This window comes from Streptomyces griseicoloratus (assembly GCF_014534645.1).
GTDB lineage: Bacteria > Actinomycetota > Actinomycetes > Streptomycetales > Streptomycetaceae > Streptomyces > Streptomyces griseicoloratus.
Genome location: NZ_JACVQF010000168.1, coordinates 230,059 through 242,374 on the forward strand (window position 1 = coordinate 230,059; position 12,316 = coordinate 242,374).

12 protein-coding genes and 1 riboswitch are annotated in these 12,316 nt (G+C 71.3%); of the genes, 4 read left to right on the forward strand and 8 right to left on the reverse strand.

The window, feature by feature from the left end:
* Positions 1 to 312: 312 nt before the first annotated feature.
* Together H0H10_RS07780 and H0H10_RS07785 are read left to right on the forward strand one after the other, a co-directional pair.
* Positions 313 to 957, forward strand: coding sequence for a protein-L-isoaspartate(D-aspartate) O-methyltransferase (locus H0H10_RS07780; RefSeq protein ID WP_188180103.1), 645 nt, complete (start codon positions 313 to 315; stop codon positions 955 to 957).
* Positions 958 to 1,115: 158 nt separating this feature from the next.
* Positions 1,116 to 1,646: a nucleoside-triphosphatase gene (locus H0H10_RS07785; protein WP_188180104.1), complete on the forward strand. Its 531-nt coding sequence runs from the start codon at positions 1,116 to 1,118 to the stop codon at positions 1,644 to 1,646.
* Positions 1,647 to 1,652: 6 nt separating this feature from the next.
* On the opposite strand, the gene H0H10_RS07790 is transcribed toward H0H10_RS07785, so the two are convergent.
* Positions 1,653 to 2,849 (reverse strand): MBL fold metallo-hydrolase, encoded by a 1,197-nt coding sequence (locus H0H10_RS07790; protein WP_188180105.1) that lies wholly within the window; start codon positions 2,847 to 2,849, stop codon positions 1,653 to 1,655.
* A 184-nt stretch (positions 2,850 to 3,033) separates the two neighbouring features.
* Between H0H10_RS07790 and H0H10_RS07795 the strand changes: the two genes are divergently transcribed.
* Entirely contained in the window at positions 3,034 to 3,600 is a 567-nt protein-coding gene (locus H0H10_RS07795; protein WP_188180106.1) for a carboxymuconolactone decarboxylase family protein, read from the forward strand.
* Positions 3,601 to 3,744: 144 nt separating this feature from the next.
* Here the strand turns inward: H0H10_RS07795 and H0H10_RS07800 are convergent, their stop codons facing one another.
* Both H0H10_RS07800 and H0H10_RS07805 read right to left on the reverse strand, forming a co-directional pair.
* The gene (locus H0H10_RS07800; RefSeq protein WP_188180128.1) at positions 3,745 to 4,530 is read right to left on the reverse strand and encodes an SGNH/GDSL hydrolase family protein; all 786 of its coding nucleotides are present in this window, start codon (positions 4,528 to 4,530) and stop codon (positions 3,745 to 3,747) included.
* A 229-nt stretch (positions 4,531 to 4,759) separates the two neighbouring features.
* Positions 4,760 to 5,695 carry a M23 family metallopeptidase gene (locus tag H0H10_RS07805; protein WP_188180107.1) on the reverse strand — a complete coding sequence of 312 codons (936 nt, stop codon included), beginning with the start codon at positions 5,693 to 5,695 and terminating at the stop codon, positions 4,760 to 4,762.
* Positions 5,696 to 5,697: 2 nt separating this feature from the next.
* Positions 5,698 to 5,857, reverse strand: a riboswitch (cyclic di-AMP (ydaO/yuaA leader).
* A 435-nt stretch (positions 5,858 to 6,292) separates the two neighbouring features.
* Here H0H10_RS07805 and H0H10_RS07810 point away from each other — a divergent pair.
* A complete protein-coding gene (locus H0H10_RS07810) occupies positions 6,293 to 7,090 on the forward strand; it encodes a tyrosine-protein phosphatase (RefSeq protein ID WP_188180108.1) in 798 nt (265 codons plus the stop codon).
* Positions 7,091 to 7,109: 19 nt separating this feature from the next.
* Here the strand turns inward: H0H10_RS07810 and H0H10_RS07815 are convergent, their stop codons facing one another.
* The 5 genes from H0H10_RS07815 to ispG all read right to left on the reverse strand — a co-directional run.
* A complete protein-coding gene (locus tag H0H10_RS07815; protein WP_188180109.1) occupies positions 7,110 to 7,229 on the reverse strand; it encodes a DUF6126 family protein in 120 nt (39 codons plus the stop codon).
* Positions 7,226 to 7,870: a helix-turn-helix domain-containing protein gene (locus H0H10_RS07820; protein ID WP_188180110.1), complete on the reverse strand. Its 645-nt coding sequence runs from the start codon at positions 7,868 to 7,870 to the stop codon at positions 7,226 to 7,228. Before H0H10_RS07820 ends, H0H10_RS07815 begins: the two co-directional genes overlap by 4 nt.
* A 72-nt stretch (positions 7,871 to 7,942) precedes the next feature.
* Positions 7,943 to 9,328, reverse strand: a complete 1,386-nt coding sequence (locus H0H10_RS07825; protein ID WP_188180111.1) for an aspartate aminotransferase family protein — start codon at positions 9,326 to 9,328, stop codon at positions 7,943 to 7,945.
* A complete protein-coding gene (gene dxs, locus H0H10_RS07830) occupies positions 9,329 to 11,245 on the reverse strand; it encodes a 1-deoxy-D-xylulose-5-phosphate synthase (protein WP_188180112.1) in 1,917 nt (638 codons plus the stop codon).
* A 27-nt stretch (positions 11,246 to 11,272) separates the two neighbouring features.
* Positions 11,273 to 12,316: flavodoxin-dependent (E)-4-hydroxy-3-methylbut-2-enyl-diphosphate synthase (ispG, locus tag H0H10_RS07835; RefSeq protein ID WP_188180113.1), on the reverse strand; the 1,044-nt coding region annotated here is incomplete at its 5' end.

The window sequence follows — 12,316 nt, forward strand, 5'->3', positions numbered from 1 at the left end:
GGCACAGTGGAACGGCCTGCTCAGCAGCCGTGCGCGATCCGACCCGGAACCCAGACCGTACGGCGGGCGAGGCGACCGGGATCAGAGCTGGTGTACATCCGCCGGTCGCCTCCTTTCCGTAATCATGGATCGGCTTCCAGCGCAAATTAGTGGGTGGGGCCACAAAGGTCAAGAGGGCGGCACCGGGTCGAACGGGTGAGTGCCGGGAACTCGACGGGCGCGCATCATCGAAGGGGAGAGCACCGACGAGGAGTGGCGATGATGTTGTCGTTCTTGAAGTCCCCTGCGCACCGCGACCGAGCCCGGTGACCCATGGCTCATGAACCGTCTCCCGAGGACCTGGTCCGTGCGGCGCGGGCCGCGGGGGTGACGGACGAGCGTCTTCTGGAGGCCCTCCGGGTCACCCCGCGGGCGGAGTTCGTCCCCGCCGAGCACGTGGCGTCGGCGTACCGCGACAGGCCCGTACCGCTCCCCCACGACCAGGTGACCACTCAGCCGTCGCTGGTCGCCATGATGGTCTGCGCGCTCGGCCTCACCGGAGGCGAAGGCGTCCTGGAGATCGGCACCGGCTACGGCTGGCAGACCGCGCTGCTGGCCCGCCTCACCGCGTCCGTGGTCAGCGTCGAGCGCTGGCCGGACCTGGCCGAGGAGGCCCGGCGCCGGCTCGCCGGGCAGGCCGTCGACAACGCCGAGGTCGCCGTCGGCGACGGAACCCTCGGCCTGCCGGCCCGTGCTCCGTACGACGCCGTCATCGTCTGCGCGGCCTTCCCGGAGGTGCCGGAGCCGCTCGTCGCACAGCTGCGGACCGGTGGCCGGCTCGTCCAGCCCATCGGCCCCGGCGGATTCGAACGGGTCGAGCTGTACGAGCGGCGGCCCCAGGGCCTCGTGCGCCGCGCGACGGTCACGTCGGCCTGCTTCGTCCGGCTGTACGGCGCCCATGGCTACGGTCAGCGCTGATACGGCCGACCGGGGCGCCGTACAGCCGGCCAGGGCGTACAGGCGGAAGAAGCGGCGGCGGTGCGGCCGTGTCCCGGCGGCGGCGCGGAGGCCGGCCCGCGGGGCGGAACACCCGATCAGCGGCATCCGCCCGTCGGACGCGCGCCGATGATGGCGTTGTGCCGACAAGGATTCTGCTCGAAGGGCGTCCGGGCGTGGGCAAGACGACCGCCGTGCGCCGGCTGGCGGCGCTGCTGCGCACCCGCGAGGCCGTGGGCTTCACCACGGAGGAGATCCGGCAGGCCGGTACCCGGGTCGGTTTCGCCCTGGAGACACTGTCGGGCAGGCGGTCGGTCCTCGCCCACAGGGACTTCCCGGGCCCGACTCGTGTCGGGCGGTACGGGGTCGATCTGAGCGTCATGGAACGGCTGGCGCTGCCGTCGCTCCGGCCGGCGGCGGCGCCCGGGCGGCTCGTTCTCATCGACGAGCTCGGCAGGATGGAGCTGGCCTGGGCCCCGTTCCGGGACGCGGTCCGGGCGCTGTTCGACAGCGCCGCCGGGGACATCGTCGCCACGGTTCAGGCGCGACCGGACCCGTTCACCGACGCCCTCAAGCAGCGCCCCGACGTCGAGGTCGTCCACCTCACGCCGGCCAACCGGGACGACATGCCCGAAGCACTCGCGGCCCGGCTGGAGCGCAGGGCCCCATGAGCGGGGTCAGCGCTCGCCCGCCAGATCCAGGTCTCCGGGGACCGGGCCCTCCTTGCCCGCGCTCACGGCCCCGGGGCGGCGCCAGGGGTGCGCCATCGGGTGAGCCACGGCACGCCACCAGGGGTCCACGGGCACCTTCCCCGCCGGTTCGAAGGGCTCGCCGGGCCGCGGCAGGGCCACCGCCTGCCCCGCCTCCTCGGCGGCGTCCTTCGTCCATTCCCCCGGCTCCGCCCACGGATGCGGCGCCAGGTTGAAGGTCCCCCAGTGGATCGGCAGCAGGACACCGCCCGGCCCGCCGCCCTGCAGGTCGAGGTGGGCCCTTACACCCTCCTCGGGCGTCATGTGGATGTCGGGCCAGAACTCCGAGTACGCCCCGATCTGGATCATCGTGGCGTCGAACGGGCCGTGCGCGGCGCCGATGTCCTTGAAGCCCTCGAAGTAGCCCGTGTCACCGCTGTGGTAGACGCGGTGCCGCTCTCCGGCGACGACCCAGGACGCCCAGAGGGTGTGCTGGGTGTTGCGCAGGCCGCGGCCGCAGAAGTGGCGGGCCGGGGTGGCGGTCAGGGTGAGACCGCCGATGCGCGTCGACTCGTGCCAGTCCAGCTCGCGCAGCCGGGCGGCCGGCACCCCCCAGTGTTCGAGATGGGCGCCGACGCCGAGGGGTACGGCGAACACGGTGTCCGTGCCGGCCAGCGCCTTGATCGTGGGCAGGTCCAGATGGTCGTAGTGGTCGTGCGAGATCACGACGACGTCCACCGGGCCGAGGGCGGCCAGCGGCACCGGGGCGGGGTGGAGCCGCTTGGGTCCGGCGAAGGGGAACGGGGAGCAGCGCTCGCCCCAGACGGGGTCGAACAGCACCCGCTGCCCGTCGATCTCGGCCAGCACGCTGGAGTGCCCCGTCCAGGTCAGCCGCAGCCCGGTGGCGGGCGGCCGGGCGAGGTCCGCCAGCGTGGTGGCGTGCACGGGCACCGTGCCCCTCGGGGCCCGGTTCAGCCGCGCCTGCTTGTCGAAGTAGATCCTGGCGAACTCCCCTGCCGATCCGGAGGGCCGGGTCCGGGCCGTGCCCCCGGGGTTCTGGAAGACGCCGTCGCGGAAGTGCGGCGACCTGCGGATGCGCGCCATGCGCTCACCGCTCGGGTCCACGCCGAAGGCCGCGGGCCGCGGCACGCGGAATCCGGGGTTCGGGATACGGAAACCGGCCACGTTACCTCCAGGTGGAGTAGGCAAGGATCTCATTATGGGCCGCCGGTGCGACGGCGCCGGGTCGGCCCCGGCAGTCCGCCCGGCCCGCCCGATGTCACGTCCGCGCCCCCTGCCTCCGTCGTATCGATGAGGGCGCCCCCGGAGGAGCGCCCGGAACGGAACGACGGACAGGAAGGTGGCCCTCATGGCCCGCGTATCGCTCACCCCGCCCCGGACGCTCTTCTTCCGTGTCATGGAGTGGTACTCCAGGCGCACGTACGGCAAGGTCCTCGACCCCGGCAAGGCGCTCGCCCACAACCCCCGGGTGCTCTGGGGCGACCTCCGGTTCGAGCAGTCCGTGGCCAAGTGGAACAAGCTGGACTCCGATCTGAAGGCGCTCGCGGTCATGGCCTCCGCGGCCTCGATCGGCTGCTCCTGGTGCATGGACTTCGGGTACTGGGAGAATGCCGAGCGCGGCATGGACCGGCGCAAGCTCCACGACGTGCCGGTGTGGCGGGAGAGCGACGTCTACACGCCGCTGGAGCGTGACGTCATGGAGTACGCCGAGGCCGTCACGGCGACTCCGCCCACGGTCGGCGACGAACTGGCCGAACGGCTGCGCAGCCGCCTGGGCGAGCCCGCGTTCGTGGAGCTGACGGCCATGGTCGCCGTGGAGAACCTGCGCTCCCGCATCAACTCGGCGCTCGGCCTGACCAGTCAGGGCTTCAAGGACTCCTGCGACCTCGGCGACGCCCGCCGGACGTCCGTCTAGGGTGACGCACCGGCGGGAGTCCGGTCGGGTGCGGCGGGACGGCGCGCGGAACTGCGAGGCGCGAGGCGTCCGCCCCGCGCCCGGCAACCGCGCCCGGACCGGACCGCGTCGACGGCTTCCCGCACGAGGGAGCCGGGACCGTCCTCAGGCCACCGCGGCGATCCGCGTCCTGATGTCGTCCGGCGACAGCGTCCCCTTCGCCGTGACATGGTCCCCGGACGACCGGCCACGCAGCCGCCGCCCGATCCACGGAACCAGGTACTCGCGCGCCCAGTGGACGTCGTCGCGCCGGACGTCGAGTGTGCCGCGCGGCGGCAGCGGCGGCCAGGGCTGTTCCGGGTCGGCCGGGATCCGCAGGCCGAGCGCCTGGCCCGCGCGCAGTGCCACGCGCGTGTGCCCCTCGGGCGACAGGTGCAGCCGGTCGGCGTCCCAGGCCCTGCGGTCCTGGACGCTGCGCAGCGACCACAGGTCGAGCACCGGGCAGCCGTATCGGTCGGCGATGGCCCTGACGTGCCCGTTGTAGGTGGCGATCTTGCCGCGCAGATGCTTGAGCACGGGCACCCCGCGGGTGTCGAAGCCGGTCGTCACCAGCACAGTGCCCGCCGCGGCGGCCAGGGCGGCCACGGCCCGCTCGAAGCGCTCGGCGACCTCGTCGGGGTCGGTGCCGGGCCGGATGATGTCGTTGCCGCCCGCGCAGAACGAGACCAGGTCCGGAGCGAGTTCGACGGCTCGGGGCACCTGGTCCGCCACGATCTGGTCGAGCAACTTGCCGCGCACGGCGAGGTTCGTGTACGTGAAGTCGCCCTCGGGGCGCCGGTCCGCGAGCAGGACGGCGAACCGGTCGGCCCAGCCGACGAACGCCCCGTCGGGGCCGGGGTCTCCGACGCCCTCGGTGAAGCTGTCCCCCACCGCCACGTACGACCCGATCACTGCTCTGCTGTCACTCTTCGAATCGTCTGCCACGTCGGCCCATGATTCACCTTCGAATGTGACCTACGCGACCGTAGGAAGGGGTTGACGGGCGGTGAGAAAAGCCACTCCTAAAGTGTTCGCCAACTCCGGAATATCCGCGCGCCCTGCACCGGGTACGCCGAAGGCCGGACCCTGGATCGGGGTCCGGCCTCGGGTGGCGTCAGGCGCCGTCGCGTCAGAGGTCGCGTCAGAGGGAGACGCCGTGCGAGCGCAGGTAGGCGACCGGGTCGACGTCCGAGCCGTAGTTCGGCGTGGTGCGGATCTCGAAGTGCAGGTGCGGGCCGGTCACGTTGCCGGTGGCACCGGAGAGGCCGATCTGCTGGCCGGCGGTCACGGTCTGGCCGTTGGAGACGGAGATCGAGGACAGGTGGGCGTACTGGGCGTAGTGGCCGTCGGCGAGCTTGATGACGACCTGGTTGCCGTACGCGCCGCCCCAGCCGGCGGAGACGACCGTGCCCGCGCCGACGGCCTTGAGCGAGGTGCCGGTCGGGACGACGAAGTCGGTGCCGGTGTGGTAGCCGCTGGACCACATGCTGCCGGTCTGGTGGTACGGGGTGCCGAGGGTGCCGGCGGGCACGGGAGAGGTGTAGCCGGTGGAGGCGCTCTTGGTCCCGGCGGACTGCGGGGCCGCCTCGCCGGCGGAGGCACCAGAGGACTTGTCCGAGGCCTTCGACGCCGGCGCCGCCGGACGGGAGGTCTTCTCGGAGGACGGGGACGGGGCGGCGGACTCGGGCGACGCGGCGGTGCTCTTGGCGGCCTTGCCGCCGATCGAGAGCTCCAGGCCGGGGTGAATCAGCGACGGGTCGGAACCGACGGCCTCGCGATTGTCGGCGTAGAGCTTCTTCCAGCCGCCGTCGACGTTCTGCTCGTCGGCGATCTTCGCGAGGTAGTCACCGTGCTTCACGGTGTACGTCCGCGTGCCGGAGTTTTCGTCGGCCTTCTTCTGCGCCTTCACCGGAACGGACTGAACGGCCTTTTCCGAAACGGAGTGCGCGGGGGCGGCGTGGGCGGCGGCGGCCCCCATGAGCGGAAGCGCGAGCGCGGCGCCACCGGTGCCGGCGACGGCGATGGTGCGGGTCAGACGCTGAGCCTTGGTGCGGCGGTGCTTACCCTTCGCGGGCATGGCGAATTCCTCTCCGGCGCCTGCGAGGTGAGCTGTCGGGTGCGGGCTGGAGATGCCCGGCCGCGCCGTGACGCGGCTTTACCCCAAGCCGTTCCTGAGACCGGAACAGGCGGTTGTACCTGTGGGTCCCCCGCTCCTGCCGTGTACGGGTGGTGGATGAATGCGGGCTCCGGTCGGCGGCAGGATTAGGCGTCCGTCCGGATCGGTGGTGAACGTAAGGGACCAAGACGCAAAGGGACAAGCGAGGGGTTCCCCGGGCAGGTGTTTCACTTGATCCTTTACGGGAATTACCGGTCACCCTCCGTCGATTCCGAGAAGGCCGCTTCACACAAAAGGCCTTGAGAAACGCATGAATTACGTGAACATGACGGACGACGCACCGTCACGATATGACACTCCTCACGCAGGCGGAAACCAGCGCCGCTCATTCCAGAGCGAGTTGGGGACAAAATATCAATTCGGGCAGAACGCCCAAATGCACAACAGTCGGCACACATCACCTGTGGACAACTCATTACCGCAGACAGGGGATGCCGTATCGTCGACTCGGTGCCCGCCGACGAGCAGTGTCGGCGGGGCGGAGTGGGAGGAGCCCTCGTGACGCAGCAGGTCCCGTCTACCGAGCCCGAACTGACCGGCGTGCGCAACTTCCGCGACGTGGGTGGCCTGCCGACCGTGGACGGGCGCCGGGTGCGGCACGGAGTGCTGTTCCGCAGCGGTCACCTCGCGCACGCCACCGAGGACGACGCCGCCTTCCTCTCCTCCCTGGGCCTGCACACCATCTTCGACTTCCGCAACGCGGCCGACCAGAAGCTCGAGGGCCCGGACGTCGCACTGCCGGGCGTGCGCAATGTGAACCTCCCGCTGAGCGACCCGGCCGACGGTGCCGAGTTCTGGAAGATGGTCCGCGACGGCGACCTGGACCAGCTGCGCGAGATCCTGGCGGACGGCAAGGGCGCGACCCGGATGATCGACTCCTACCGCATGATCGTCAAGGAGCGCACGGCGGAGCACTCCCAGGTGCTGCACGCGCTCGCGGAGGACAGCGTCCCGGCCCTGATGCACTGCGCGGCCGGCAAGGACCGCGCGGGCCTGTCCATCGCCGTCACCCTGCTCGCCCTGGGCGTCGAGCGCGACGCCATCCTCGACGACTACCTGAAGTCGAACGCCAAGCACCGCCGCTACAAGGTGCGCCGCAGCTCCACCTCCGCCTCGGCCTACTCCCCCGAGGTCATGGAACTGCTCAGCCCGCTGTTCGACGCCCGCGCCGAGTACCTGGCGGCGGCCTTCGAGACCGTCGAGGAGACCTGGGGCGGGGTCGACGCCTATCTGGAGCAGGGCCTGCGCCTCACCCCCGGGACCCGGGAGCGGCTGCGCGAGCGCATGCTGGACTGAGCCCGGCCGGGCCGGGCGGCTACTTGGCTCCCACCTCGAAGAGCAGCCAGATGAATCCCGCGAAGACATGGCCCACGGCGATGTAGATGACCAGCCGGATCCACAGGGTGCGCGGAAGCTTCTCCTCCATGTCGCTCATGGCGTCTCTCCATAGGTGGGGTGGGGCGGGGTGGTTGCGGGTCCGAGGCACAGCGCGGCCGTGGGGCTCTGCAGCAGGGTGTGCACGAAGAGGAGATCGACCCCGTCGGTGTCCCGGGCGGCTATCCGGTGCGGGGTCAGCGAGTCGAAGTGCGCGCTGTCGCCCGGGCCGAGCAGGTGGGCGGTGTCCCCGAGGCGCAGCCGCAGCCGGCCCCGCAGTACGTGGAGCCATTCCTCGCCGGGGTGCACGCGCACGATGTCGCCCTGCGAGCCGTACGGCACATGGACGCGCAGGGCCTGCATGCCGCGGCCGGAGGACCCGGCCTGCCAGTACGTCCAGCCGCCCGCCACCGTAGGCTCCATGTCGGCGGCGCGCACGACCGCGTCCCGGTCGGCGACCGTCTCGCCGAGCAGTTCCGAGACGGTCGTACCGTAGATGCGGGCGAGGGCGAGCAGCATCGGCAGCGAGGGCTGGCGCTGCCCGGTCTCCAGGCGGGACAGGTGGGCCGGTGACAGGCCGGCGGCGCGGGCCGCGGCCTCCAGCGTGAGGGCGGCCCGGCGCCGCAGGGCACGCAGGTGCGGCGCCACGACGGACACCGCTTCCGCGGGGTCGACCGGCGGATCGGTCTCGGGGGAGCTCATACCTCCATTGAGCCCGACCGTTGCCAATGAGGCAATTTTCTTGCCTGTGAGGCAAACAGCGGCAAAGATCCCCTACCGGTTGCCCACCGCCTGCTTGACCAGGGTCTTGCCGAAGTCCCACATCAGTCCGCCGCCGTTGTGGGCGTCGTCCATCACCTCGGTGAACGCGTCGACGAACCGGTCCGCCTCCCGCTCACCGATGATCAGCGGCGGGATCAGTTTGATCACCTCCAGGTGGTCGCCGGAGACCTGTGTCAGGATCCGGTGCCGTTGCAGCAGCGGCACCACCACCATCTGGGCGAACAGTCCCTTGCGCGCGGCCTGGAGCATCGTCCAGCGGCTGCGCAGCTTCAGCGACCTCGGCCGGCCGAACTCGATGCCGATCATCAGGCCCCGGCCGCGGACGTCGGCGAGGAGTTCGTAGGTGTCCACCAGCGCCGCCAGCCGCGACCTCAGCCGCTCGCCGACGGCCGCGGCGTTCGCCACGATCTCCTCGTTCTCCATCACCGCCAGCACGGCGAGCCCGGCCGCCATCGCCTGCGCGTTGGACCCGAAGCTCGCCGAGTGGACCAGCACGCGGTCCATGGACGAGTACACCTTCCGGAAGATCCAGTCCTTGCCCAGGGTGGCGCCCACGGGTACGTATCCGCCGGACAGCGACTTGGCCACGCACACCAGGTCCGGCTCGACGCCCTCCGCGTGCTGGTAGGCGTAGAACCTCCCGGTCCGGCCGAGGCCCGTCTGCACCTCGTCGGCGATCAGCAGGGCCTTGTGCCGGTGCAGCAGCTCCTGCGCGCCCCTCAGATAGCCGGGCGGGGCCTCGTGCACTCCCTTGCCCTGGATGGGCTCCACGATCAGCGCGGCGACGTCGCCCTTCTTCAGCTCCCGGGCGAGGGCGTCGAGGTCACCGAGCGGCACGGCGGTGTCCGGCAGCAGCGGGGCGAAGCCGTCCCGGAAGCCGGCCTCTCCGTTGACGGACAGCGAGCCGGTGGTCAGCCCGTGGAAGGCGTGCGAGCAGTACAGGATCCTCGGCCTGCCGGTGGCGTACCGGGCGAACTTCAACGCGGTCTCGACCGCCTCCGTGCCGCTGTTGCCGAAGAACACCCGGTCCAGGTGCGGACTGTAGGACAGCAGCTTCTCGGCCAGCAGTCCGGGCAGCGGGGGGCAGTCGAACCGGGTCAGGTCGGCCAGGGAGGCGTCGAGGACGTCGTGCAGCGCCTTGCGGACGACGGGGTGGTGGCGGCCCAGCCCCATCACCCCGAACCCGGCGAGCATGTCCAGGTAGTCGTCGCCGTCCGCGTCCCAGAAGTACGCGCCCTCGGCACGTTCGTAGACCCGGTCGAAGCCGATGGTTCGCAGCATCCGCGGTAGCTGGTGGTTGAGGTGCCGGGTGTGCAGCTCGTAGCGCTCGGCTCCGCGCTCGGCCAAGAGTCTGCCGAGGTCGAACTCCTTGGTCATTCAGTTCTCTCCTTGCCCTGGCAGGACGGCGGTGCCGTCCCCGGCCTGCTCCTTGACGGCCAGGCTCGCGCTGATCCGGCCGGCGATCTCGACGGGCGTGAGGCCGATGTCGGCGAGCACCTCGGCGCGCTTGGCGTGCGCGAGGAACTGCTCCGGGATGCCGAACCGCCGTACGGGTACGTCGACCTCCGCGTCGCCCAGTGCCAGCGCCACCGCGGAACCGACCCCGGCCGCGCGGCTGTTGTCCTCGACGACGGCCACCAGCCGGTGCCGGGCGGCCAGCCCCGGCAGCGCCGGGTCGACGGGTTTGACCCAGCGGGGGTCCACCACGGTGCACCCGATGCCGCGGGCCTGAAGCAGCTCGGCCGCCTGGAGGCAGACGGGGGCCATCACGCCGACGGCGACGAGCAGCACCGCGGGTCCGTCGGCGGCGTGCAGGACGTCCATGCCTCCGATCCGGTCGACGGTGGGGACGGCGGGGCCGACGGACTCCTTCGGGAAGCGCAGCAGCGTGGGCGCGTCGTCGACGGCGACCGCCTCGCGCAGCTGGGCGCGCAGCTGGTCGGCGTCGCGCGGCGCGGCGATCCGCAGCCCCGGCACGACCTGGAGGACGGACATGTCCCACATGCCGTTGTGGGAGGCGCCGTCGGCGCCGGTGACGCCGGCCCGGTCCAGGACGAAGGTGACGCCGCAGCGGTGCAGGGCCACGTCCATCAGGAGCTGGTCGAAGGCGCGGTTGAGGAAGGTGGCGTAGACGGCGACGACCGGGTGCAGTCCGCCCGTCGCCAGCCCCGCCGCGGACACGGCCGCGTGCTGCTCGGCTATGCCGACGTCCCAGATCCGCTCGGGGAACCGTTCGGCGAAGGGGCCGAGCCCGACCGGGTGCAGCATGGCGGCCGTGATCGCCACGACGTCGTCGCGTTCCTCGCCGATCCGCACGATCTCGTCGCCGAACACGGACGTCCAGGACGGCCCGCGCGCGGGCGCGAGCGGTTCGCAGGTGAGCGGGTCCATCACGCCGACCGTGTGGAAGTGGTCCTCCTCGTGGGCGAGGGCCGGTTCGTAGCCGCGGCCCTTCTCCGTGAGGCAGTGCACGAGCACCGGCCCGTGGAAGCGTTTCGCACGCCGCAGCGCGGACTCCACGGCCCTGATGTCGTGCCCGTCGATCGGGCCGACGTACTTCAGGCCCAGGTCCTCGAACAGGCCCTGGGGTGCGAAGGCGTCCTTGAAGCCCTTCTTGGCGCCGTGCAGGGCCTCGTAGACGGTGTTGCCGACCACGGGGGTGCGCTGGAGGACGTCCTTGCCCCACGCCAGCATCTTCTCGTAGCCGTCGGTCGTGCGCAGGGTCGCGAGGTGGTTGGCGAGGCCGCCGATGGTCGGCGCGTACGACCGCTCGTTGTCGTTGACGACGATGATCAGCGGCCGGTCCTTGGCGGCCGCGATGTTGTTCAGGGCCTCCCAGGCCATGCCGCCGGTGAGCGCCCCGTCCCCGATCACGGCGACGACGTGGCCCTTCTCCCCCTGCACCTGGCGGGCCTTGGCGAGGCCGTCTGCCCAGCCGAGGGCCGTGGAGGCGTGGCTGTTCTCGATGACGTCGTGCTCGGACTCCTCGCGCGAGGGGTAGCCGGACAGGCCGCCCTTGCCGCGCAGCTTGGAGAAGTCCTGGCGGCCCGTGACCAGCTTGTGCACGTAGCTCTGGTGGCCGGTGTCCCAGAGGATGCGGTCGGCCGGTGACTCGAAGACCCGGTGCAGGGCGAGGGTCAGTTCCACCACGCCCAGGTTGGGCCCGAGGTGTCCGCCGGTCCGGGCGACCGCGTGCACCAGGAAGTCACGAATCTCGTCGGACAGTTCACCGAGTTCCGCCTCGGACAGCGCCTTCAGGTCGCGTGGTCCCCGGATGTTCTCCAGCATCGTCACGCTCGTGCCCCCTTCGGTCCGTGCTCTTCAGCTCACGGTGACGGCGGGCTCCCCCGAAGCGCCGTCCTTCTCCATCTGCTCGGCGATCTTCATCGCCTCGTCGATCAGCGTCTCCACGATCTTGGACTCGGGGACGGTCCTGACGACCTCCCCCTTGACGAAGATCTGGCCCTTGCCGTTGCCGGAGGCGACGCCGAGGTCGGCTTCGCGGGCCTCGCCGGGGCCGTTGACGACGCAGCCCATGACGGCGACGCGCAGCGGGACGTCCATGCCGGTCAGGCCGGCGGTGACCTCTTCGGCGAGCGTGTACACGTCGACCTGGGCGCGGCCGCAGGACGGGCAGGAGACGATCTCCAGGCCGCGCTGGCGCAGGTTCAGCGACTCCAGGATCTGGATGCCGACCTTGACCTCCTCGACCGGCGGGGCCGACAGGGAGACGCGGATGGTGTCGCCGATGCCCTGCGAGAGCAGCGCGCCGAAGGCGACCGCCGACTTGATGGTGCCCTGGAACGCCGGGCCGGCCTCGGTCACCCCGAGGTGCAGCGGGTAGTCGCACTGCTCGGCGAGCTGCCGGTACGCCTCGATCATCACGACCGGGTCGTTGTGCTTCACCGAGATCTTGATGTCCCGGAAGTCGTGCTCCTCGAAGAGGGACGCCTCCCACAGCGCGCTCTCCACCAGCGCCTCCGGGGTGGCCTTGCCGTACTTCTGCAGCAGCCGCCGGTCCAGCGAGCCCGCGTTCACCCCGATGCGGATCGGCGTGCCGTGGTCCTTCGCCGCCCTGGCGATCTCCTTGACCTGGTCGTCGAACTTCTTGATGTTGCCCGGGTTCACCCGGACCGCCGCGCAGCCCGCCTCGATCGCGGCGAAGACGTACTTCGGCTGGAAGTGGATGTCCGCGATCACCGGGATCTGCGACTTCTTCGCGATCACCGCGAGCGCGTCGGCGTCGTCCTGCGTCGGACACGCCACCCGCACGATCTGGCAGCCCGACGCCGTCAGCTCCGCGATCTGCTGCAGCGTCGCACCGATGTCGGACGTACGGGTCGTGGTCATCGACTGCACGGACAC